This is a genomic window from Herbivorax alkaliphila, from assembly GCF_030848475.1.
GTDB lineage: Bacteria > Bacillota > Clostridia > Acetivibrionales > Acetivibrionaceae > Herbivorax.
The window spans coordinates 29,644-53,997 of the sequence record NZ_JAVDDS010000028.1 but is presented as its reverse complement, the minus strand read 5'-3'; the positions used below and the strand labels follow the sequence as shown (position 1 = coordinate 53,997).

General features: G+C 31.1%; 25 protein-coding genes. 1 reads left to right on the top strand and 24 read right to left on the bottom strand.

Annotated features, from left to right (window positions below; genetic code table 11):
• Positions 1 to 128 precede the first annotated feature (128 nt).
• From RBH29_RS11380 to yneA, 17 genes are all read right to left on the bottom strand, one after another.
• Positions 129 to 590 (bottom strand): DMP19 family protein, encoded by a 462-nt coding sequence (locus RBH29_RS11380; protein WP_306696948.1) that lies wholly within the window; start codon positions 588 to 590, stop codon positions 129 to 131.
• Positions 591 to 764: 174 nt separating this feature from the next.
• On the bottom strand, positions 765 to 1,442 hold the full coding sequence (locus tag RBH29_RS11375; RefSeq protein WP_306696947.1) for an endonuclease/exonuclease/phosphatase family protein: 678 nt from the start codon (positions 1,440 to 1,442) through the stop codon (positions 765 to 767).
• A 244-nt stretch (positions 1,443 to 1,686) separates the two neighbouring features.
• Complete coding sequence (locus RBH29_RS11370; protein ID WP_306696946.1) at positions 1,687 to 2,136, bottom strand: hypothetical protein; 450 nt, start codon at positions 2,134 to 2,136, stop codon at positions 1,687 to 1,689.
• Positions 2,137 to 2,462: 326 nt separating this feature from the next.
• A complete protein-coding gene (locus tag RBH29_RS11365; RefSeq protein WP_306696945.1) occupies positions 2,463 to 2,966 on the bottom strand; it encodes a GNAT family N-acetyltransferase in 504 nt (167 codons plus the stop codon).
• A 285-nt stretch (positions 2,967 to 3,251) separates the two neighbouring features.
• A complete protein-coding gene (locus RBH29_RS11360; protein WP_306696944.1) occupies positions 3,252 to 4,580 on the bottom strand; it encodes a RelA/SpoT domain-containing protein in 1,329 nt (442 codons plus the stop codon).
• A gap of 247 nt (positions 4,581 to 4,827) precedes the next feature.
• A complete protein-coding gene (locus RBH29_RS11355; protein ID WP_306696943.1) occupies positions 4,828 to 5,802 on the bottom strand; it encodes a hypothetical protein in 975 nt (324 codons plus the stop codon).
• Positions 5,803 to 5,935: 133 nt separating this feature from the next.
• Positions 5,936 to 6,133, bottom strand: a complete 198-nt coding sequence (locus tag RBH29_RS11350) for a hypothetical protein (RefSeq protein WP_306696942.1) — start codon at positions 6,131 to 6,133, stop codon at positions 5,936 to 5,938.
• Between the two features lie 66 nt (positions 6,134 to 6,199).
• Entirely contained in the window at positions 6,200 to 7,651 is a 1,452-nt protein-coding gene (locus RBH29_RS11345; RefSeq protein WP_306696941.1) for a glycosyl hydrolase family 8, read from the bottom strand.
• Positions 7,652 to 7,734: 83 nt separating this feature from the next.
• Positions 7,735 to 8,439, bottom strand: coding sequence for a tRNA (guanosine(37)-N1)-methyltransferase TrmD (gene trmD, locus RBH29_RS11340; RefSeq protein WP_306696940.1), 705 nt, complete (start codon positions 8,437 to 8,439; stop codon positions 7,735 to 7,737).
• A complete protein-coding gene (gene rimM / locus RBH29_RS11335) occupies positions 8,429 to 8,941 on the bottom strand; it encodes a ribosome maturation factor RimM (RefSeq protein ID WP_459076776.1) in 513 nt (170 codons plus the stop codon). Before rimM ends, trmD begins: the two co-directional genes overlap by 11 nt.
• Positions 8,942 to 9,241: 300 nt before the next feature.
• Positions 9,242 to 9,472, bottom strand: a complete 231-nt coding sequence (locus RBH29_RS11330; protein WP_306696938.1) for a KH domain-containing protein — start codon at positions 9,470 to 9,472, stop codon at positions 9,242 to 9,244.
• A 37-nt stretch (positions 9,473 to 9,509) separates the two neighbouring features.
• Entirely contained in the window at positions 9,510 to 9,752 is a 243-nt protein-coding gene (gene rpsP / locus RBH29_RS11325) for a 30S ribosomal protein S16 (RefSeq protein ID WP_306696937.1), read from the bottom strand.
• A gap of 27 nt (positions 9,753 to 9,779) precedes the next feature.
• A complete protein-coding gene (gene ffh / locus RBH29_RS11320) occupies positions 9,780 to 11,132 on the bottom strand; it encodes a signal recognition particle protein (protein WP_306696936.1) in 1,353 nt (450 codons plus the stop codon).
• Positions 11,133 to 11,160: 28 nt separating this feature from the next.
• On the bottom strand, positions 11,161 to 11,514 hold the full coding sequence (gene ylxM, locus RBH29_RS11315) for a YlxM family DNA-binding protein (RefSeq protein WP_306696935.1): 354 nt from the start codon (positions 11,512 to 11,514) through the stop codon (positions 11,161 to 11,163).
• Between the two features lie 88 nt (positions 11,515 to 11,602).
• Entirely contained in the window at positions 11,603 to 12,439 is an 837-nt protein-coding gene (locus RBH29_RS11310) for an ATP-grasp domain-containing protein (protein WP_306696934.1), read from the bottom strand.
• A 29-nt stretch (positions 12,440 to 12,468) separates the two neighbouring features.
• Positions 12,469 to 13,392: an ATP-grasp domain-containing protein gene (locus tag RBH29_RS11305; RefSeq protein WP_306696933.1), complete on the bottom strand. Its 924-nt coding sequence runs from the start codon at positions 13,390 to 13,392 to the stop codon at positions 12,469 to 12,471.
• A 99-nt stretch (positions 13,393 to 13,491) separates the two neighbouring features.
• Complete coding sequence (gene yneA, locus RBH29_RS11300; RefSeq protein WP_306696932.1) at positions 13,492 to 13,776, bottom strand: cell division suppressor protein YneA; 285 nt, start codon at positions 13,774 to 13,776, stop codon at positions 13,492 to 13,494.
• Positions 13,777 to 13,950: 174 nt separating this feature from the next.
• Between yneA and lexA the strand changes: the two genes are divergently transcribed.
• A complete protein-coding gene (gene lexA / locus RBH29_RS11295) occupies positions 13,951 to 14,592 on the top strand; it encodes a transcriptional repressor LexA (RefSeq protein ID WP_306696931.1) in 642 nt (213 codons plus the stop codon).
• 179 nt (positions 14,593 to 14,771) lie between these two features.
• Here the strand turns inward: lexA and hfq are convergent, their stop codons facing one another.
• The 7 genes from hfq to miaB form a co-directional block, all read right to left on the bottom strand.
• A complete protein-coding gene (gene hfq / locus RBH29_RS11290; RefSeq protein ID WP_306696930.1) occupies positions 14,772 to 15,017 on the bottom strand; it encodes an RNA chaperone Hfq in 246 nt (81 codons plus the stop codon).
• A 91-nt stretch (positions 15,018 to 15,108) separates the two neighbouring features.
• Complete coding sequence (gene miaA / locus RBH29_RS11285; RefSeq protein WP_306696929.1) at positions 15,109 to 16,050, bottom strand: tRNA (adenosine(37)-N6)-dimethylallyltransferase MiaA; 942 nt, start codon at positions 16,048 to 16,050, stop codon at positions 15,109 to 15,111.
• A 4-nt stretch (positions 16,051 to 16,054) separates the two neighbouring features.
• A complete protein-coding gene (gene mutL, locus RBH29_RS11280; protein ID WP_306696928.1) occupies positions 16,055 to 18,067 on the bottom strand; it encodes a DNA mismatch repair endonuclease MutL in 2,013 nt (670 codons plus the stop codon).
• 26 nt (positions 18,068 to 18,093) lie between these two features.
• On the bottom strand, positions 18,094 to 20,718 hold the full coding sequence (gene mutS, locus RBH29_RS11275) for a DNA mismatch repair protein MutS (RefSeq protein WP_306696927.1): 2,625 nt from the start codon (positions 20,716 to 20,718) through the stop codon (positions 18,094 to 18,096).
• A 68-nt stretch (positions 20,719 to 20,786) separates the two neighbouring features.
• Positions 20,787 to 21,170 (bottom strand): YlbF/YmcA family competence regulator, encoded by a 384-nt coding sequence (locus RBH29_RS11270; protein ID WP_306696926.1) that lies wholly within the window; start codon positions 21,168 to 21,170, stop codon positions 20,787 to 20,789.
• Between the two features lie 181 nt (positions 21,171 to 21,351).
• On the bottom strand, positions 21,352 to 22,728 hold the full coding sequence (locus RBH29_RS11265; RefSeq protein WP_306696925.1) for a stalk domain-containing protein: 1,377 nt from the start codon (positions 22,726 to 22,728) through the stop codon (positions 21,352 to 21,354).
• Positions 22,729 to 22,970: 242 nt separating this feature from the next.
• A complete protein-coding gene (gene miaB / locus RBH29_RS11260) occupies positions 22,971 to 24,287 on the bottom strand; it encodes a tRNA (N6-isopentenyl adenosine(37)-C2)-methylthiotransferase MiaB (protein WP_459076777.1) in 1,317 nt (438 codons plus the stop codon).
• Positions 24,288 to 24,354: the final 67 nt, after the last annotated feature.

The window sequence follows — 24,354 nt, the reverse complement described above, 5'->3', positions numbered from 1 at the left end:
CCCGCAGGTTTACGAAGTTTCTGAAACTTAGCCAGACTTGGCTTAGTTTCAGAAATTTGGGTGAAGCGTAGCGGAGCCGTAAACCTTGCTGTTATGTGATGTGCTAGCTGGCTTTCAAATTAAGCAATCTACCTAATATTTTCTATTATATAATCGACCATTAGCTTATGAATATCTTCTTCATATTTATAAAATTCCATATCAAGTTCATTCCAAATTGGATTAGCTTTTTCTTCAATTTGTTCTAATACTTCTCTTCTTAATTCCATTTCTTCGGGAATATCTCTAGCCGGAAATACATCAATTGCTTTCTCTAAAATTCCTGAAAATTTTAAAGACCCAATTTCATTTAATGCTTTTAGTATTTCAAAAGTATAATCGCCAGCTGTATTAAAGAAAAATTGATTAAATCCACCATTGTTAACTTCATTTTCTAATTCCTCAATAAAGACTATATTCTTCTCATAACGAGATAAATTATTAGGATTAGTATAAAATACTGGACTTAATATCTGATAAATTTCAAATATTGCTCGCTCTCCAGACTTGTTATTTAAAATTTTTTTTATTTTTTCTCTTCTTGCTATCATAGAATACGCCTCCTTAAGCTAGCATTTCACATAACGTCTTGTAGTTCTGCTGTTTCAGCCGCTTAGGGCGACTGCCCTTTGCGGGTGGAATTGCCAGAACTATATTGTTGTACGAAGTCAGATGACCCTAGTCTCAGAGGGGCACACGGATGTGCCCTCCTTAAAAATATCATATCATATATCAATTCCTATGTTAACAGGCATATGGTCACTAAGAGATATCCAATCTTCATATTTTCCAATCGACACATCATTAATTTTATCTTTATCATAAAAACAATAGTCAATATGATATGATCTATCTTCTCTTTTATATAAATAAAAAGTAGGTTTTGATTCCATACCTTGAAACTCATCTTCTTTACAATGATAACAACTGTGCAAATTTAAACTTTCTAAATCTTTTACTACTGCTGAATGTGTTCTAATCTTATGATTTTTATCCCAACAACTATTACTGTTAAAATCTCCACATATCAATAGATTTTTCATTGCCTCCATTTTTTTGAAATGTATCTTTAAATACACATATATATCTTCTATATAGTTTCCACATCCCCATGTACCAATTAGGTTTAAATTGTCATTAATGGTACATGAAATAAACCATTCTAATCCATACGACTCCCATTCACAATTCTTTAAATTTATTCTATCTTTTGCAAACACACCCAATCCTTTGTTTTTGTGTCCAACCCATAAATAATTGCTCGCAAACTTACTATAACCTTCATCATTTACTGTTTCTGGGTTCTCGCATTCTTGAATAATAAATATATCAGCATTTAAATTTTTAACAGCACTGTACTTTTTTCTAAATGCACCATTGCAATTCCATGTTACTACTCGCAAACTGCTCATCACCTCAAATCTTAATAAACTCCAAAGACAATATTTAAAACCCGTGCATGGATGCACGGCAATCGTCTGATTTCGTACAACGTTTTGTATCTGCGGCGGCTTTTCGCCTTAGATAGCTCCTATCTTAGGCGAAAAACTGAGGGCAGGATGACCCTTGAGAATGCCCTTTACTCAGATATATGGATATATGAAGGCTGGGTGTCCCGCGAAGCCAGAGCCACACGGACGTGGCACCTTAAATATCTCCTTGCGTATTCTCTTTATACCATCCGTCATAATCAAAAAATAAATGATTTTTAAATAAATATCCATTTGCTATCTCATCAAGAGTCCATGCATGGGATGTATAATCATCAATAGCAACACCGTCAAATTTTGATAACAATGCCTTTAACAAGATTATTACTTCTTCAGTGCCAGAGTGTCTTCCAGAAATATCTATTTGTAAAATTAAGTCTAACTCTCTTTCTTGTAAGAGTGAAAGTAATAGTTGAGTTTCTTGTTCTTCTTCATTATATAAATCATTCATTAAGTACTTCTTATCATCAAATTCAATATATAAGACTACATCACCTTTTTTAAGATATACCCACTGTATGTTTTGGTTATTTGTACATATAGTATTAAGACATTCTACAATATTATTTCTATCTGCTTGATGAAAAAAAGCAAATACTGTTCTCATATTGCCCCCCTCTCTAAAAACCCTTCAAAGCAAAACCCTAGAAATCCGTGCCATGGATGGCACGGTTATTACATCCAGCTTTCATATATCGTTGAGTGTCTACAACGTGTCCGAAGCTTAGATAGCTCCTATCTTGCTGAGGACATGTGGTGCTTGACATTCTACATGTTCAATCTGCCGTGAAATACTACATGAATTTACTTACTGCACCCTTGTGAAGACACATTGATATATGATTCCAAGTGTCTTCAACGGCATACCCTCAAAAAATTATAGTTATTCTAAAATAATATTCAACAACTGTACACCAACATCCTATTTATAAATCAATACTCTGACTTTATAATAGACATTATTTTAATTGATTCATATTTTCCATTGGAATAGACAACTTCCCTTAAAATACCTTCTTCTTTAAACCCAGACAATTTATATATTTTCTGAGCCCTCTCATTATTTAATCTTACATCAAGCCAAAGTCTATTAAAATCATATTTTTCAAAAGCAAGCTTCTTTATTAAATACAAAGTCTCTTTGCCAAACCCTCTTCCTTTTTCTTCTATTGCTATTCTTTTTAATTCTAAAGCTTTATTTGGATTTCTAAGTCCAGCAATAATTAAATATCCAACTTCCTTTTTTCTCTGATAATCCTCAACAATTATATGTAAAATATCGTCATCATTCAATGCATCTTTATGTTCCGAACAAGTCCACTGTCCAACATATGGTTTATTATCTAAATTTGATTCTGTCTTTAATACATATTCTAAGTCTTCAACTTTTGTTTTTCTCAATCCAATTATATCATTATTTTGAATATAACAATTCAAGGTTATCCCCCTTTGCCTAAAAAACACCTATGCTTATTTATTCTCTTAGCTTAAGTATTTAAAAGAATTGCTCCAACGGCAATCTTTTAAACACTTGGTTTCATATATCGGTTTGCATTGCAGAAGCCTTTGAGCCCTAGTGCTCGCACTTGGCGAAAAGGTTTGGGACGAAGCGAAGCGTAGCCTGCAATGCGTTGATATATGATGTTTTCCTCCCCTACCTTTTTAATAGATTTTAAATTTCATTTTATTTGTGCAGTTAATTGCACTTTAATTACTTTAGATTTATGAATTCAGTTTGTTCAGTGCTTCCTCAATAATCAACTTAATATTTGGATCGCTATTAAGGGCAAGATTTCTTAAGCATGTTTCTAGATACTCTCCTGCTCTATAAAGAACAGAGCTTTCGGGAATTTCTATACCATGAACAGCATAATTTCGCAACCTACGTATTGAGTCTATCTCAAAGATTGTTGTATCATCAAATATCTTTAGTTCTACTAAGTCACGCTGGGAAAACATAAGACGTGACCCCTTAAAATCAGGTCTAATTTCCTTTACAATGTGTCTAATTGTAGATTCAAAAATTACCCACCTTGTAAGAAAGTAACCTAAAGCTGTATGATTTCGACTCATACTGTATGTATTATCTGTCTTAACACTATATGGATTCAATAATCCAACTTCATGTCTAGCTTGGTTATATTTATTATAAAGGTTTGAATCCCCAGCTAAAATCCGGTCAACAATCTGCTCTGTTACTGGTCTTTTCTCAGTATCAGGATCTAAATTTTCCAAATATTGTTCTATGCATTCTGGTCTATCCATATTAATTATCTGTAAAAATCTATAAAGTACATCTGCTCTTCCCATGGTTGGTTCCATGTTCTTCTTAAAAAGCTGTTTCATCGAATCATACAAATAAGCTGCTAATTCAAAATGGTTGTTAAACCTTTCACCTTGCTCTCCCACTCTTGCTTTAACAGCTTTCTGTAATCGTTCCAAAGCAATTTCCCCTGAGAGTACTAGTCCGTTAAGTTCATCTAAAATTGCATACTCTTCATCTGATAAGTTCCCACTTAATGGTTTATATATTAGATCATGTTCAACTTCAGCCCATGCATGCATTAAAACCGATGCAACCTGGATTTCTATAACTGCTTCTCTATACCTTTTATTTGATTCGTTTAAAGTATCATCTTTTAAACAGATTCTATAGTGCTTTGCCCAATAACCAGAAAATCTTTTATTATAAGGTTGATTAGATTGTTTTGATTGTTCAGGAAATAATTTCTTTTTCTTAACCTCAAAATTTTCTTCAATAAATTTATTTACTTCTTCACAATCACCTGGAAAATAGATTGCAATTCTAATACCTGCGAGATCAATAATATCGGTATATATATCTTCTACTCTTCTGTACTTTTTCTCATCATTACGTTTCTTTAATTTATAATATAATCTATCTGGTCTTTTTGCTCTATGAGTTACAATTGCTCTAATACCAATTCTCTGTAAGCCTGTTTCACATTGTTGCGCACAAATCCGCGCAGCTTCCTGAAAAAAGTCATATTCTTTAGTGTATCTTTCAATAAATTTATCAATTACTGACATACTGACCTCCTAAATCTACCACATTTTTATTATGTATAAATTGTAAACTAGTAAACTATCTAAATGAAATCTAACGCAAGCCCTTCCTGTGGTTTAAATAAAAAGGGGAGAAAAATTTCATATATCGTATTGTATCTGAGGTGGATTTCCGTCTTAGATAGCTCCTATCTTAGACGGGAATCTGCGGGCAGTACGACCCGTAAGAATGCCCTTTACTCAGATATATGGTTATAGGACGTATGACCCCTCAAGCAAGACTCAATAGCTTTTTGCACACTTTCCTTAAAGCTAATTTTCTGTCATATATTCTTTTATAGTCATAGTTCCCAGCATGAATGAATTTACTTCTCAATTCATAGCATTCTTCAAAAAACTGTAATGCCGTCTCTCCATTGTAGAAATCACTATCATCAAAATTTTCTTTCACTAGTGATTTACATTTTTCTAACACCGAAAGCTTTCCCAACATGCCGACAGAATTCTTTACGTATTCAATCACCTCTTCAGCCTCATTACTTTGTTCTGAAATTAGATCTATTATGTAATTCTTCTTTAAAACTTTCTTATTTATCTGCTTAATGAGTTGTCGATACTTATCCGGTTTATATACTACTTCTCCAACAAGAACTTCAATAGATGTAATTGCTAAGACAAACGCAACTCTAATATCAAGATTAGAGTTGCTAAGATTATAAATTTCCAATGCTAATAATTCTTTATCTGATTTTGGAGCACATTCTTCAACAACATCTTTATTGAACTCTTGTCCCAATTCTATATTTACTTCATGAGTAATAAATCTAAAATCATCTATAGGTGTTATAAGCTGGTATACATTATATCCTATAACCTCGTCATCAAAGCACTTTCCAATTAAATCTCGTGATAGGCAATGTATATTCTTTTTGCCATAATCGGTAGTTATAGCTGGATAATAACTCATTTCGTTGACATACGAACCGAATCCTTTATTATTGTAATAAATAGGAATATCCTTAGATATAAGAAAATTCCTTAAGTCTCTATATAATTGGGAAGCTAATTTTAGCGCATCTTCTTTCTCTTTTACAAACCTAATTTCAAAAACATATCTCATGCGATCAGAAAACTTCTTTGATTTAACAAAAATGCAGTATTCATCACATCTATCATAAATTGAGTTATTTTCTATGTTTAATTTATAGCCTTTATCCAAATATAATACTACTGTACCCAAAAACATAAAATCTCCCCTTTCTAGAAACCGAATATGTCCTATAACTTCTCTAACTACGAACCTATGTTCGCAGTTACTTCTTTTTATACATGGTATCTACGAACATAGGTTCGTGAATACCCATTATATTTTAACCTTCTCACTCATAATCATTAATTAATTTTTTATTTAGTATACTCCATATTTTATCAGATTTTTTCCTGTAATGTCTACTAATTTGATTAATTTTTTCAATATTATTCTTATAAATTTTATCAATCTTATTATTTTTATCCCATGTAGTATTAGCAGCAGTTAATATCAATCCTTGAGTTCTAATATATGAATTTTGACTCAATGTTTAAAGTTGCTTTAAACAATTGAGGAGTTGTCATCATGTTTGATAACAACTCCTCTTTGATGGTTATATGATTTCAAGTACCATTCTGCTAAGAAGTACACAGTCTGATGAATCAATCACGCCATCTTGATTTATATCTGCAGCCTCAAGACCCTTTCCTGTAAGATGTGAAATTTCAAGTATGTGCCTTGTTAGTGCGGCATAATCTGACGAGTCTATAATACCATCTCCATTAATATCACCTAACAAAACTTCTGGCTCTGTTGGCTCATCTGAGCCATCTGGTTTCCAAATTCTAAAATTACCACTACAGTGTAACAATCCAAGCATATAAAGCGTTCCATCATAATATCTCCATTGCCCAGTTGGTATTTCAACATCCCATAGAGCGTCAACAAAGTCCCATGTTTTAGTTGTTGTTGATGCTAGACCAGATACTGCGTTCATAGCAACTAAACCAGGGGAATAATCATCTCCAAGTTTTTGTCCATCTAAAGTATACTGGTTTCCATACTCGCCAATACCTTCATTATAAAAGAAATCCTGTATTCTGTCTGCAAAAGTATTTTGCCAAGGATCTTTTGCCCACCAAGCATAATCTAATGCAATGTTCGAAGCTACACGCCATGCATCAAATCTAAAATCTGCATGATCTCCTCCACCGTAAGTGCTTGGAGTTCCATCAAATTCTGAATAATCTGGTGCTAGTCCTGTTGTAGGGTGTGTTGCTTTTTGGAAAAAATCTCTGCTGACACTTGCAGCTTCACTCCAAAAAGAATTATTATTGTCTGCCCAAAGAGCCCACAATTCATAAAAAGCTGGCATATGATATGAGGGGTCTGTAAATTCAGCGGCAGTTCCTATAGGGCAAAACACAATTTGCTTGTGTTCTTTGTTAAACATGTTTACCCCTTGACCATCATCCTCTTGATGTAGCATTGCATCTAAAATAGCTTGTGCTTCAGCGTTATAGTTGAAAGTACCTGTTCCATCTCCCCAGCGATGGGAAGCAAAAAACAATGACATTGCAAAATACACTTCACCATCAGGAGCGGGTGTGTCATCCATTATATCACCTGTCGTACTAACTCTCCATGCAAAATATCCATCATACTGACCGCTAGAGTGTTTCATATGTTCTTTTGTCCACTTCCATAGCATGTCAAACTCTTCTTGTTTATCCATTTGAACGCAAATCATCATTCCATAGGACATACCTTCACTTCTGATATCATTATTACCCACATCTAAGATATATGCCTTATCATCTCCTACAGGATAAAAAACTCTTTCATTATCATCATCGCCATAAAATAATTGTTCAAAAGCCTCTTCAATTTTAGCATCAATTTCAGCTTGGCTTTTACCTAATTCAGCAAAAAGGTTACGGTATGTATTGGTTTGGTATGCACCTGATGTAGGAACTACTGGAGGGTCTTGGGCATGCACAAAACTAATTGGTACAAACCCTGCCATTAAACAAAAACAAACCAACAAACTTAATAATTTTTTCATAATTTCCACTTCTCCCTTACATAATATGTTTTTTTATTAAAAATACTTTCTTTATATTAGTAGATTTTAACTAATATAAAGAATTATATTTTTTTACTATCTTCTCTATTTTTTTGAATGAGGTCAGGTCTTTTTTCTAAGGTTCTCTTTAAAGACTCTTTTTTTCGCCACTCTTCTATATTTTTATGATGACCTGAAAGCAAAATATCAGGTACTTTCCTGCCTTTGAATTCATAAGGCCTTGTATACTGTGGATGTTCAAGTAAACCATCATAATGAGATTCATTTTGATATGCAGTTTCATGTGGCAATACACCTGGAACTAGTCTGCTGACTGAATCTATAAGGGTCATTGCTGGAATCTCTCCTCCAGTTAATACGTAATCGCCTATAGATATTTCTTCATCTACAATTTCTTCAATTATTCTCTCATCAATTCCTTCATAATGTCCACAAAGAAGAATGAGATGATTTTCTTTTGACAAGTCCATTACTTTTTTTTGATTTAAAACTTTTCCCTGAGGGCTTAAATAAATTAATTTTGGTTTGTATTTAAGATTTTTAATAATAGATAAATAGGCATCGTAAATAGGCTGAGCCATCATTACCATGCCACCTCCACCTCCGTAAGGGTAGTCATCTGCTTTTTTATGTTTGTTTTTAGAAAAGTCCCGTATGTTTATAGCGTTGATTTCAAGTACATTCTTTTGTTGTGCTTTTCCAATTATACTCTCTTTCATTACACAATCAAAAATATCTGGAAAAAGAGTTAAAATATCAAATTTCATCTTCAATCAATCCTTGGGGTAAACTTACGACTATTTTATTTTTTTCAATTGAAATATTTTTAACAACTGACTTTAATGCAGGTATCAATATTTCATTTTCGTCTTCATCCTTTACAATATAAACATCATTACTTCCAGTTTTTAAAACATCCTTTAATTTTCCAAGAACTTTTTCTGATTGATCAATCACATTCATGCCAATCAAATCACACATAAAATATGAACCTTCTGGAAGATTTACAGAATCCTTTCTGTCAATTATTATATATAAATCTTTAAACTTTTCGGCATCATTTAAATTATCGATTTCTTTAAATTTTAAATATACAAAGTTTTTATGATATTTTACATGCTCAATATAATATTTTTCCATATTCTCTGATATATTCGAAGAAATATAGACCCACTGTAATTTGTCAAATCTCTTTGGATTGTCAGTTAAGGGAATAATTTTAAGCTCTCCTCTTATACCACGTGTATTAATGATCTTTCCTATTTCCATAAATTTTATCATAATAATAAAACACCGCCATAAAATGTATTCATTTTAAAGTACTAATTTTCTTAGAAATTTAATCTTATGTTAAGACTCCACCCGAAGCCTTGATGTTTAGGTTTAGCCAAGCGAGTTCACTTTCTTCTGATAACATATTAATTGCAAGTAGATTTTTTTACTAGCATTATATGATAGATTGTTACTTTTATATAAAGATGTGGACAAGAAAAGTTACTTGTCCACATCTTTTATAAAAGCAATCTTTTAATATCAAATCAAGTTATCAGAATTTAAAAAACCCGAACTCTATTGTAATATTTCTACAGATACTCTTTTGTTTTCTTTTACAGCTGCTGCTTTTATAACTGTTCTGATTGCTTTTGCTATTCTACCTTGCTTGCCTATAACTTTACCCATATCATCTTTTGCTACCTTTAATTCAAGTATAATGGACTTTTCTCCTTCTACCTCATTAACGGATACATCTTCTGGGTAATCTACTAAAGCCTTAGCAACTGCTTCGAGAAGTTCCTTCATTATTCCTGCCTCCCGTGTTTTTTTACCCTTTTATTTATTAAGCCTCTTTAACATTTTTCAATAGAGATTTTACCTTATCTGTAGGCTGTGCTCCATTTTTAATCCATTTTTGAGCTTTTTCAGCATCAATTTTGACATCAACTGGATCAACCATAGGATTGTAAGTTCCTATTTCTTCAATAAATCTTCCATCTCTTGGGGATCTTGAATCAGCAACAACAACTCTATAAAAAGGATTTCTTTTTGCACCCATTCTCTTTAATCTTATCTTAACTGCCATTTTTTTTCACCTCCCGATACTTATTTGTTATTTGAATGGCATTCGGAATTTACCCAATCCCTTTTTGCCATGTTTACCACCTTTATTCATGTCAGACATTGACTTGAACATTTTTTTCATACCTTCAAAATCTTTTAACAGTCTGTTAACCTGTTGAACTGTAGTACCACTTCCCTTAGCAATTCTCTTTCTTCTGCTTCCATTAATAATGGATGGATCGGTTCTTTCTTTTTTTGTCATTGACTGTATCATTGCTTCAATATGAACCATTTTCTTTTCATCAAAATCAACATTTTTTAATGCCTTTGCATTGAGACCTGGAACCATTCCTAAAATTTGATTTAAAGGCCCCATTTTTTTTATTTGCTGCATTTGATCCAAAAAGTCATCCAGTGTAAATTGCTGTGTACGCATCTTTTTTTCCATTTCAAGAGCTTTTTTATCATCAAATGCATCCTGAGCCTTTTCAATAAGACTTAAAACATCTCCCATTCCAAGAATTCTAGATGCCATCCTGTCAGGGAAAAATGGTTCTATTTCACTTAGTTTCTCACCTAACCCCATATACTTTATAGGCTTTCCTGTAACTGCCTTTACAGATAAAGCAGCACCACCTCTTGTATCACCATCTAATTTTGTAAGGATTATGCCGTCAACCCCTAATCTCTCATTAAAGGTTTCTGCTACATTTACAGCATCCTGACCAGTCATTGAATCCACAACAAGTAAAATTTCCTGAGGTTTAACTGCTTGTTTTATATTGTGAAGCTCATCCATCAATTCTTCATTGATATGAAGCCTTCCGGCAGTATCTATTATAACTAAATCATGCTGATTTGCATTAGCATGGTCAATAGCTGCCTTTGCTATATCAACAGGATTTTTTTTGTCTCCCATTGAAAATACATCAATATCAAGCTGACCTCCAACAACTTCAAGCTGCTTTATAGCTGCCGGCCTGTATATATCACAGGCTGCTAAAAGAGGTTTTTTGCCTTGCTTTCTCAAAAGGCTAGAAAGTTTTCCTGTAGTAGTGGTTTTACCAGAACCCTGAAGTCCCACCATCATATAAACAGTTGGGGGTTTTGAAGAAAAAGTTACCTTGCTCTGACTTGAGCCCATAAGGTTAATCATTTCTTCATGTACAATTTTAATAACCTGTTGACCAGGAGTTAAACTTTCTAAAACATCTTGCCCAACTGATCTTTCAGATACCTTTCCAATAAAGTCCTTTACCACTTTAAAGTTAACATCTGCCTCTAAAAGTGCAAGTTTAATCTCTCGCATCATTTGTTTTACATCTTTTTCAGTAACTCTTCCTTTTCCTTTAAACTTCTTCATTGTTTCTTGAAGTTTATTGGACAATCCTTCAAAAACCATAATTTAAGACACCTCATCTTTGATATCCTTAACTTTCAATTATCTTGCTAATTTCTTCTTCTACTATTTTTAGAATAGAAATATCTTCTTCGCTCATATTACTTTTGTTTATATTTTTCAAGTATGTCAATATTTTTTCTTCTTTGTCTTTTTGTATTGCAAATCTATTCAAAAGGCCAAGTTTTTTCTCCATTTCATTTAATAATGCCTTGCACCTTTTTACATTATCATATACACCCTGCCTGCTTATATTGAGCTGTTGTGCAATTTCTCCTAAAGAGTAATCACTGTTAAAATGAAGATCCATTATTTCAAATTGTCTTTTAGTAAGCATCTGCCCATAAAAATCTAAGAGCATTGCCATTTCATAAATATTATCCATAATTTTATATTCACCTGTAAAGTAAAACACTTTACACCCAATTTTAGTGTAAATTCAGGAATTAGTCAAGAGCTTTTTAAAAAAAATTTTAAATTTTAGAAAGGATAAAATCTAAATACAAGGATACAATGTTTATATCAGTTATTGAATACAACATTCTTGCACCTACAACATCCTCAATTTCATTAAAAACTATCTTGCCTTTATCAAAAACAAAATCTATGCCAACCAATCCAAAATCAAACATTTCAATTATTTTATATATAATGCTTTTTTCTTTCTGTCCTAAATTATAAACTCTTACAGAGCCTCCTAAGCTGTAATTGCTTCTAAAATCAGAATTTGAAACTCTTAAAATAGAGGCAATTATTTTGTCTCCAAGTACATAAACTCTTAAATCTTTTCCTAAATCACTAGCTGGTTTTTGGATTATAATATTATTTTCAGGAAATGATTTTATAGCTTTTTCAAATTCATTTTGATTTTTAACCATAAAAACATTTTTTCCACCACAGCCAAAAGAGGATTTTATAATAGATGGGTATTTTATAGAATTACAACAGCCTTTATAGGCGAAGCTTGTATCCATAATTTCAATATTTGTATTAGAAACATACTGATAAGTTTTCTGTTTGTCATTGCATATAGAACTTACAAAACTATCATTAAAAACAGGCACTCCCATAAGCTCAAAATGCTTGGTTAAAAGAGGGTTAATAGTTCTAACAATAACAAATTGAGGCATACTGCACCTCTTGTTTTTATAAAAAAGAGTACATTTATTATCTACTATTCCAAATTCAATGTCTTCAACTAACATTAATTTAAGTCTTACATTTCTTTTTTTGCATTCTTCAAAGTATATATTAATATAGTTTATATTTCGTTCCATTCTACACTTATCATATACTAACCAAGCTTCCATTATTTTTTCCTACATTTCCTTTAAATTATTTAATTCCAACTTATTTTTTCTTCAATATGCTTTATAATGTGTTCTGCCACATTAATACCTGTACAATCAAATATATTTTTAAAGTGTGCATTTGAATTGACTTCACATAAGATAGGTTCATTTTTCTCGCCGATTAAAATATCAACTCCTGCAAAATCAAGTTTAAGATTATTGCACACTTTAACTGCAAGTTCAACCTGAGCATTATCAGGAATATATTTTTTCATTTTTCCGCCATTTGTTATATTGGCTCTAAAATCATTTTCATTAAACCTATACATTGCCGCTACCATTTTTCCACCAACAATATGTATTCTAATATCTCTTCCTGTGCTTGAATTTATAAATTTCTGAAAAAGAATTGGTTTTGTATCTAAAATTTTAAGTAAATTTATTAGTTTATCTTTATTCTCTGCCATATAAACTTGTAGCCCAAAAGAGCCAAAACACTCTTTTACTATAAGGGGAAAGCCTAACTTTTTTATTATCCTGTCAATAAACTCCTCATTTTTATAATCAATACTTCTGAAAATTTTAGGTCCTATAATGGTTTGGGGCATTTTTATTCCACTTTTAAGTAAATTAATATATGTCAGTGATTTATCATCACACATTTCAATGGCTGAAGCTGAATTAAAAAGCCTAAATCCTTTTTCCTCAAGAAACCTTGCAAGTCTTATATCTTTATCCCAAAATAAAATAAAATCTGGTCTATAGGAGCAATCATAACTATCATAATTTTCATATAAACCACACATTAATTCAACATTTGTTTTTTTTATTAAATTAATATTTTTTTTCTTTGTTGCATTTTGAAGCCATTCAAATATTTCTAAAAACTTATCACTTTTAATAAAATGATTTACAACAAGCCATCCAGTCATATATATATATTCTCCAACCGATAAAATAATATTTTGCATAAATTATTTTATCAGAATATAGCTGTATTTAAAAGAGTTATTTAGTTAAAAGCATGTCATGGCTGCTCTATGACTAAAGTCGCAAGAATATGTGAAGAGCTACTCAATAATAACTTTAAGCTCAGTTCCCTCTCTAATTTCACTGTTATCTAAATTGTTTATTTCCATTAGCCTATGTATGTATTCTCTTATATCACCTCTTTCATTATACTGGATTGCAATTTCCCACAAAGTATCTCCACTGTTTACCTTAATAATTTCATAACTATCATTTTTGTATCCATAAGTATTGGTCATTGAGATTATAGTGAATATAGATACTAACACAAAAGCAATAAAACAAACAAATCTTTTTTTGTTTTTTAAAAAATATTTCTTTTTCATAAACCACCATCTCCTAAAACAATTTCCTGTTAGAACGTATGTTCTTATAGGAAAATTATATCGAACATTAGTTCTTTTGTCAATGCTTTTTTCGAAATACCATCGAACATTAGTTTGATTTTTTCAAATAATATGATATAATACCCTTAAACAAATATTTTTAGAGGTGAAAAAATGGAAAATAAACTTACTAAAAAACAAAATGATATTCTTGATTTTTTAAATAAAGAAATAGAAACTAAAGGTTATCCACCTTCAGTAAGAGAAATATGCAGAGCTGTCGGATTTAAATCCACCTCAACAGTGCACAGTTACTTAGAGAAATTAAAACGTGAAGGGTATATAGTAAAAGATCCTTCAAAACCACGTGCACTAAAAGTTATAAAAAATAGTAAAGAAGAGAAACTTAAAGAATCTGATGAGATATATTCTAGAAAAGAACTTGTTGATGTTCCTATAGTTGGAAAGGTTACAGCTGGTCAACCTATATTAGCTGTTGAAAATATAGAAGATACTTTCCCTCTTCCTGTAGATTTTGTTCAAAATTCTTCATCATTTATGTTGAAGGTAAGAGGAGACAGCATGATAGAAGCTGGTATTTTTGATAATGACTATATATTGATAAAGCAACAGTCTATTGCAACAAATGGAGATATTGTTGTTGCACTTATTGAAGATGAAGCAACTGTAAAAACTTTTTATCGGGAAAAAGAACATGTGAGACTTCAACCTGAAAACAAATATTTAGACCCTATTATTGTAAAGGATAATTTATCAATTTTAGGCAAGGTTATAGGTGTCTTTAGAAAAATGTAAATTAAGAAGAGACACAAAAAGAGACTTCCTCTTAAATGGAAGCCTCTTTTTATTTACATGTCATAATTTAAAGGAACTACAAGATTTTTTTAATAGATTACCTTTTTTAATCTAAGTTTAGTAGCATATAAATTTTAAAAATAAATATACTTGTAAGTATTTATTTTGATTATTTTAAATTATTGTTCTGCCCTGGGGTCATTAAAAATTAGATTAACCAATTTCATTGGACTAATTGTAGATATAGCATGCTTGTAAATTAGTTGCTGTCTCCCTTCGCTATCTAAAACAACGGTAAAATTGTCAAATCCCTTTACCATTCCCTTTAATTGAAATCCATTGGTAAGATAGATTGTAACAGCAATATGTTCTTTCCTTACCTGATTTAAAAAGACATCTTGTAAATTAATATTATTCTTATTCACAAATAATCCTCCTCTTTTTCTCTCTTTATTTTCTTTCTTTCATATAAAACGATTAATTCTTTAAATAAAAATACATGCTACAACTTACATTCTACAAGATAATTCCACACCTTGCAATATGATATTTCATTTTTTCTAGAATTTCTTTTTCTCCCTTTATCTCATCTACATTAATCCAGCAAATATCTTTAAGTTTCTTAAACCAGGTAATCTGTCTTTTTGCATATCGTCTTGTGTCCCTTTTTAAGATATATAAAGATTCTTCTTTAGAAAGTTCCCCCTTTATATATGACATTATTTCCTTATAACCTAATCCTTGCATAGCAATAGTATCTTTATCATACCCCATTTCAATTAAATTTTTCACTTCCTCAACAAGCCCCTCCTTTATCATTATATCTACTCTTTTTTCTATATCTTCATAAAGCCTTTTTCTTTCTTTAGTAAGACCTATAACAATATAGTTATACTTTGGAGGGTTTTTTAATGATTCCTCCTGGTGTAAAGAAATTGGCTTGTTGGTGCAACTATAAACTTCAATAGCCCGTATTACCCTTTTAACATTATTTTTATGTATTTTTTCAGTAGCTTTTGGGTCAATGGCTTTTAATTTGTTATATATATATTCATTTCCATACTCTTTTGCCTCTTTTTCAAGCTTTCTTCTCAATTCCCAATCACAAACAGTATCGGCAAATTCAATGTTGTAAATAAGGGAATTTATATAAAGCCCTGTGCCACCACATACTATTGGGACTTTATCTTTTTTTAAAATTTCATCAATATATTTGTATGCTAATTGCTGATATTTTGCAACACTAAACTCTGTGTCAGGTGTTATTTCATTTATAAGATGGTGTTTTATTCCATCCATTTCTTCATTAGAAGGTTTAGCAGTTCCAATGTCCATGTACTTATACACCTGCATTGAGTCTGCTGACACTATCTCTCCTTGTATTTCTTTAGCAAGCCCTATTGAAGCTTTTGTTTTTCCTGAAGCTGTAGGACCAACAACGACTATTACATTATTCATATCCTTAAACTATCCTTTTAAACATCTTTTCCAATTCATGTTTTGTAATTTTAATAATTGTCGGCCTGCCGTGAGGACAGGTATATGGGTTTTTTATGTAAGAAAGCTCTTTTAAAATATTTGAAATTTCAATGTCATCAAGTCTTACATTAGCTTTGACAGCTGATTTACATGCCATTTTATAAAGTATTTCTTCTACAATGTAGACATCATCTTTTTTGTTCTCAGACATTAAAAAGTCTAAAATATCTAAAAATGCTTCTTTTATACCTTCCCTTTCACTACTTGAAGGAACCGACCTTAATATAATAGAATTATTACCAAAGTTTTCAATAATAAAACCTAATTTATTTAATGTTTCATTTTTATCATTTATAAAGCCTATCTCCTGATTTGTAAGTTCTAAAACAACAGGTTCTAATAAATATTGAGCTAAGTTTTCTCTTTTATAGTACTTTTCTTTTAACTTTTCAAACATTATTCTTTCATGGGCAGCATGCTGATCAATTAAAATCAGGTTTTCGCCATTTTGGAGTATAATATATGTTGAAAAAATTTGTCCTATGATTTTTGAATTAGAAAGCATACTCCCTTTATTAGTTTCATCTTTTTTATTATGCTCTTCATTTTTATTATTTTCAAGGTTTTTATATGATATTTTTTCTTTTTTAATTTCTTCCTTTATTTTTTTAGATACTTCAGGTTTATTAACATTAGTTATATCTTCTTTAAATTTTTTATCTATTTGTATTTTCTCTGTTTCAACAGGTTTTTCCTCTTTTTTTAGCATATTATCTAAAGATTTTTTAACAATAGTTTTATTTTCTAAAGATTCACTTTTTGTAACGTCTTTTTTTATAGGTTCTAAAGGTTCATTTTGTATATTTTCAGATACACTGATGTTAGAACTTACATTATCATTTTGAACAGTTTTAATTCCCTGCTGGATATAGTCAATCTCTTTCTTACTCTCTTCATACTTAAAAGCATTTCTTTTTTTGTCCTCAATCTTTATATTTTTCATAAGAGACTTACTTAAAAGTGCATTATTTACAGCATGATATACCGCTCTGAATATATCCTGTTCTTTTGTAAATCTCACTTCCATCTTTGTAGGATGAACATTTACATCAACTAAAACAGGATTAATTTTTATATTTAAAACAACAAAAGCAAATTTATTTTTCATAAGGCTGGTTTTATAAGCCTCATCAATGGCTGCCGAGATAACTTTATTTTTTATATACCTTCCGTTAATATAGATAGACTGCCACTTTCTAGTTGATCTAGCTATAGAAGGCTTTCCAGCATATCCTGATATCTCAAACATTTCATCTTTATAAGAAACTTTTATACACTCTTTTGCTGTTTCCTTTCCATATAGACTAAATATTGTACTAATAAGGTCATTATTTCCCGGTGTACGCAAAACTGTCTTTTTGTTGTTTATAAGTTTAAATGATATATGAGGATTACCTAATGCTATTCTATTTACCATATCTGAAATATATCCTGCTTCGGTAGAATCTTTTTTTAAAAATTTAAACCTTGCAGGTGTATTAAAAAACAAGTCCTTTACGATAAAGGTTGTTCCAACAGGGCAGCCTGTCTGGCTTATATCTTCTAACACTCCACCTCTTATCTTAACATGATTTCCAAATGATTTATCCTTTGTTCTAGACGTAAGATCTACAAAAGATACAGAGGCTATACTTGCTAATGCCTCACCTCTAAACCCTAAAGTTGAAATAGCTTCTAAATCGTTAGAACTTCTAATCTTGCTTGTGGCATGTCTTTCAAAGGCAATTTGAACATCATCTTCCTGCATTCCACAGCCATTGTCAACCACTTTAATTTGAGCTACTCCACCTTTTTGAATTTCTATTGATATATTTGAGCTTTTTGCATCAATTGAATTTTCTACAAGCTCTTTTACAACCGATGCAGGTTTTTCTACAACTTCACCAGCGGCTATTTGATTTGATGTATTTTCATCAAGTATTACAATTTGTCCCATAAACAAAACCTTTCCTATTTATATAATCAACCACAATTCTTTACTTTTTTTTGAAGGTTGTATAGTACATTTAATGCATCTAATGGGGTAAGTGTGCTGATATCCATATCTTTTAAGTCGATTAAAACTTCATTACTACTTCTTTGAGCAGTATTAAATGAGAAAACATCAATTTGACCACCAATAGGTTTTTTGCCTTTTTTTGTTCTGGATTCTTTTTTATTTATATCTGCACTTTCTAGTTCTTTTAGTATTTCTTTTGCTCTGTTTACGACAGGAAGAGGTACTCCAGCAAGCTTTGCAACTTGAATTCCATAGCTGTCATCAGCTCCTCCTCTTTCGATTTTTCTTAAAAAGATAATGTCATCCCCATCTTCTTCAACAGCAATACAGTAGTTTTTTATACCATCCATGCTATTTTCTAGTTCTGTAAGTTCGTGGTAATGAGTTGCAAAAAGCGTTCGTGCCCCAAGTTTTTCTTTATTGGCTGTAAATTCAATAACAGACCACGCAATGCTGAGACCATCGTATGTACTGGTTCCTCTTCCGATTTCATCTAAAATCAAAAGGCTTTTGCAGGTTGCATTATTTAATATATTTGCAACCTCTGTCATTTCAACCATAAAGGTACTTTGTCCTGATGCCAAATCATCTGAGGCTCCTACCCTAGTAAATACTCTGTCAACAACTCCAATTTTAGCACTTTCAGCTGGTACAAAACTACCTATTTGTGCCATAAGAACAATTAATGCAACCTGTCTCATATATGTTGATTTACCAGACATATTAGGTCCTGTAATGATTGAAATTAAATTATCTTCTTTGTCAAGATATGTATCATTAGGTACAAATTCACCTTCATCAATCATTTTTTCAACTACAGGGTGGCGTCCATCAGTAATATCTATATCATTATCAGTTGTAACTTTAGGCATAGAATAGTCTTCCCTGTCTGCAACTTCTGCTAAAGCACATAAAACATCAATATTTGAAAGTGCCTTTGCTGTTGATTTTATTCTATTTATCTGTTCACATACTTGTTCTCTGATTTTAGTAAATAAATTGTATTCAACTTCAATAAGTCTCTCCTGAGCCCCTAAAACAGTATCCTCAATCTTTTTTAATTCATCTGTTATATACCTTTCACAGTTTGAAAGGGTTTGTTTTCTCACATATTCCATAGGAACCTGAGAATAATATGATTTAGTAACTTCTATGTAATATCCAAATACCTTGTTATATCCAATTTTTAGATTTTTAATACCTGTTTTTTGTCGCTCTGAGCTTTCAAGAGATGCAATCCAGTTCTTGCCTTCTGTTGATGCTTTTCTGTATTTATCTACATCTTCATTAAAGCCCTCTTTAATAATTCCACCTTCTTTTACCGAAACAGGTGGTTCATCAATAATTGCTCTTTCTAAAAAGTCACATACATCTAAAAGAGCATCCAGCTCGTCATGATATTTAATGTTAAGACTTTCATTAAGATCATTTAAAAGTTGTTTAATATAGGGTATTTGAGCTATTGAATTCTTAATTGCAATTAAGTCTCTACAGTTTGCACTACCTAAAATAACTTTCCCCATAAGTCTTTCGATATCATAAACTCTCTTTAAAAGCTCTCTTATTTCCATCCTTATCATAAAGCTTTCTTTTAACTCATTTACACTGTTTAGTCTGTCTTTTATATCATATACATTGATTAGCGGTTGTTCAATCCATTTTCTTAAAGTTCTTCCTCCCATAGATGTCATTGTCCTATCTAAAACCCAAAGGAGAGAACCTTTTCTAGTTTTTTCTCTCATGGTTTCAGTAAGTTCTAGATTTCTCCTAGTTGAAATATCTAAAACCATATATTCTTCTATTTCGTAAGTACTAAAACTTTGAATATGGCTTAAATTTATTTTTTGTGTTTGTTCAAGATACTCTAAAAGAGCACCTGAAGCATTTATATATAAATTGAAATCATTTATTTCAAATTCATAATCTGTAAAATAACTCTTTAATTTATCACTTGAAAAATCCTTAGAAAAATATCTATCATCAATTGAAGAGATATACACATTAAATCTGTCCTTTATAGATTTAACCAAGTTCTTATCCTCTTCAAATTCCATATTCACTACAATTTCAGAAGGAGAAAATTTTGCTATTTCATCTAAAAGCTTTCCTAAAGTATTCCCTAATGTTATTGAAGTAGACACAAATTCCCCTGTAGAAAGATCAGTTAATGCCAATCCAAAATAATTTTTTACCTTGTATATGGACATTAAATAATTGTTTTTCTTTTCTTCAAGCATTGATGATTCAGTTATTGTTCCAGGCGTAACAACCCTTACCACATCTCTTTTCACTATTCCCTTAACCTGTGATGGGTCTTCTACCTGTTCACAAATAGCTACTTTATAGCCTTTATTTATTAATTTAGCAATATAGGAATCAGCGGAATGAAAAGGAACCCCACACATGTGAGCCTTTTCATCTAATCCGCATTCCCTGCTGGTTAGAGTTATTTCAAGTTCCCTAGATGCTGTCTTAGCATCTTCAAAAAACATTTCATAGAAATCCCCTAATCTGAAAAAAAGGATGCAATCTTTATACTGTTCCTTAATTTCAATATATTGCTGCATCATAGGTGTCAGTGCTGCCATTTTATCTTACCTCTCTCTATAATTTGTCACATCGATGTCATTATTTAGTCATTGCATAAGTAATAAATTTACCCGCAACCTCCACCACATGAACCACATTTTTCTTGTGAACATGGGTCATCACCTGTAATGGAGTATACCAAGACATCATTTACCTTTTTTATAAGGTTGTCAAGCTTATCTTTTGACTCAAGATAATTTCTGGTTATGTCACAATTACTAACTTCGTCAAATTTAACTACTAGTTTTTCCTTTATTTGATCCAATATTTCCTTTTCTGCGTCTTCATGAGCAGCTCTTACCATCTCAGTCTGCAAAGTTTGATACTCTCGTAAAATAGCCCTTGCTTTGTGGTCTCTTTCAAGATCTGCTTCCCATTTTTTAAAGCTACTCATTTGTTCTGATGTCCCTATCATTGTTCCAAGCTCTTTTGCTTTTGATAAGATTTCCACATTAATCACCCTTTTTAATTAATTTATTTTGTTGCGTTGCTATGTTGTAAAAGACATTGAACACAAAATTTCAGCTTGTACATTACATCATTTTATCATAAAACAACTTAAAAATTAATATTTAAATCAAGAAAATTCACTATTAATAATGAATTTTCTTGTCCTATTGTTTTTTAAGCTATTAAAATCTGAAAAAAAGTTTTCTACTTTTTAGTGGTGTATAAAAATTTTGTGTATATGTAGTATTCCCTGTAGAGTCTAAATAAACACCTACGCCTAAGTATTTGAAATCATCAAGAATAGCTTCTCTATGTCCTTTTTTTGAATTCATCCATGCTTCGTGAGCAAATATTCCACACATTTGTCCTGCTGCAATGTTTTCACCTGCATAACTAAAACTGATTTCGCCATTTTTTAATCTGTCAAAAGGGCTTTCCTCTTTTAAATTTTTATGAGCAAAAAAATTGTTTAATGCCATATCTTTACTGTGCTCTCTTGCAACATTAGCTGCTCTTTCATCTAGTACAAAAGAAGGTTTATCATGTCTTTTTCTTACTGCATTTGCAAGGTCAAATATTTGTCGTTCATAGCTTTTGGTCAATTCCTTTGAAGGTTCGCCATAAAACCCAACTAGAGAATTTTCAGTTTCATAGTCAATAAGCATAAAGGATGTTACTTTTTCGTCATTATGTATATCATAAAAAATTGTAGTATAATATCTATTTTTAATATTATATACTTCATATTCAACTTTATCATTGTCTTTATTCTCTTTTGAAAGCAAAAATTGTGTATTGTTTTTTAAGTAATATTGCAAAGGGCTGCCAAAAGTTTTAGATACCTTTGGTTTAGATGTAGCAAAGCCTATATTTTCGTTTAGTTTATAGTACTTAGAGTTAGAATAAAGGCCTACTACGGTATCATCTTCTATTCCTATCATAAGATATTTTTCTAAATCAGAATTATATATATACCAATCAAATCCATATTTACTCAAATCTACTCTGTCAGGTATACCAAAAAGAAACTCAATATACTCTAAAGGTGAACCAATGAGAAATTCCATATTGTCCTGATATTTTTCACTTAAATATTCAATACTCATTGATTCATTATATGAATAAGGATAATTGTCTACATCTATCCTCACTGTTCTATTATTTTCATCCCAAGATACCTTAGCACCTAAAGTTTCTGAAATAAACCTTATAGGAACCAAAGTTCTCCCATTTATTATTTTAGCTGGAACATCAAGTTTAACCAATTCTTCATTTACATAGGCGTTTAAACTGTCAACAATTAAGTAAATTCTTGTGTTTTCTTTTAAAACAAGAACTGTCTTTGTTTCTTCAAACCACGAAACCTTTGCATCTAGTGATTCAAAGACCCCTCTTACAGGAACCATAGTCCTGCCATTTACGATAATAGGGCTTACATCAAATTCTATCATCGAGTCATTGACAGTAACATTTATTTCTCCATCACCATGTACTTCAAATATTGTGATGGAAGAAAAGCACAATATTAAAGCAGTAATAGCTGAAATCAATATTTTCATAAGTATATCCTCTCATGTTAAATAAACTATTTCTAAGACATTGCTTAATAAGACATTGCTTAAACAGTATACTTCTTATTTTATCAACATATTAGACATTTTAATCAAAATCTTTTGTTTTTCTTATATATAGTATCGTTTAGTTTGTTAATTTTCTCAATAGAAAATTCTAAATTTTTCTTTTTGAGAACTGTTTAATAGCTTAAATAATAGTATTTGGGAGTATTATTAATTTTTTTATATTATACAATTTTGCCATCTAAAGACCAGGTTCTTATATTATCTATTAATACATTTTTTATTTTACAAATGTCTTTATCACTTGCCTCAAAATTAACTATTTTATTTCCTCTTGTTCTACCTGTATATATGTCATTGTTTGTTTTACTCTTTCCCTCAACGAGAACCTCTAATTTTTTTCCTAAAAAGGGTTCATTAATCTCTTTACTTATTGAATTTTGAAGATTCAAAAGTCTTTCAAATCTTTCTTTTTTTACTTTATCTAAAACTTGATTTTCATATTTAGCAGCAGGTGTACCTGTTCTTTTTGAATACAAAAATGTATATGCAGAATCAAAGCGAACCTTTTTTATGATGTCTAAAGTATCTTCAAAATCATCATCAGTTTCACCTGGAAATCCCACTATAATGTCTGTTGTTAGTGAGATGTCTGGTATGTTTTCTTTTACTTTCATAACAAGTTCTAAATATTCTTCCTTTGTATATCCTCTATTCATCTCTTTTAAAACCTTTGTACTTCCAGCTTGAAAAGGAAGATGAAGGTGTTCGCAAACTTTATTTAGATCCCTCATTGCATATATAAGCTCATCAGATAAATCTTTAGGGTGAGATGTTAAAAATCTAATCCTTTCAATTCCTGAGATTTTATCTAATTGATGTAAAAGCTGTGCAAAGCTTGATTTGTGAGGTAAATCCTTGCCATATGAGTTTACATTTTGCCCAAGAAGTGTTATCTCCTTAAACTCTTGACGTCCTAATGTCATTACCTCTTTCTCAATCTCTTTAATCTCCCTGCTTCTCTCTCTTCCACGTACATAGGGAACAATACAATATGAACAAAAATTATTACATCCATACATAATTGTAGTCCATGCTTTAACTCCGTCTTTTCTTTCAACAGGAACATTTTCTACAATCTTACCATCTGTATCCCATACATCAATAAGTGTTTTGTTGTTATTAAAAGATTTGAAAAGAAGCTCTGGGAATTTATACAAATTATGAGTTCCGAAAATCAAGTCAACATGTCTATACGTCTTATTGATATGACTAACTACATTCTCCTGTTGCATCATGCATCCACATATAGCTATTACAAGTTCTGGATTCTCTTCTTTGAGCTTTTTTAAAGCTCCTAAATGTCCATATACCTTCTGTTCTGCATGTTCTCTAACACAACAAGTATTGAATATTATCAGACTAGAGTCATTTACATCATCAGATTCAATATATCCCATATTAGAAAGCATACCTGCCAGTTTTTCAGAATCGTGCTCATTCATTTGACACCCAAATGTATTTAAATAGTATTTTTTCATCTCTCCATCATGCTTATCTGTAACTAGTTGTATAAATTCCTTTTGTTTTTCCATATCTTTTGTTGAA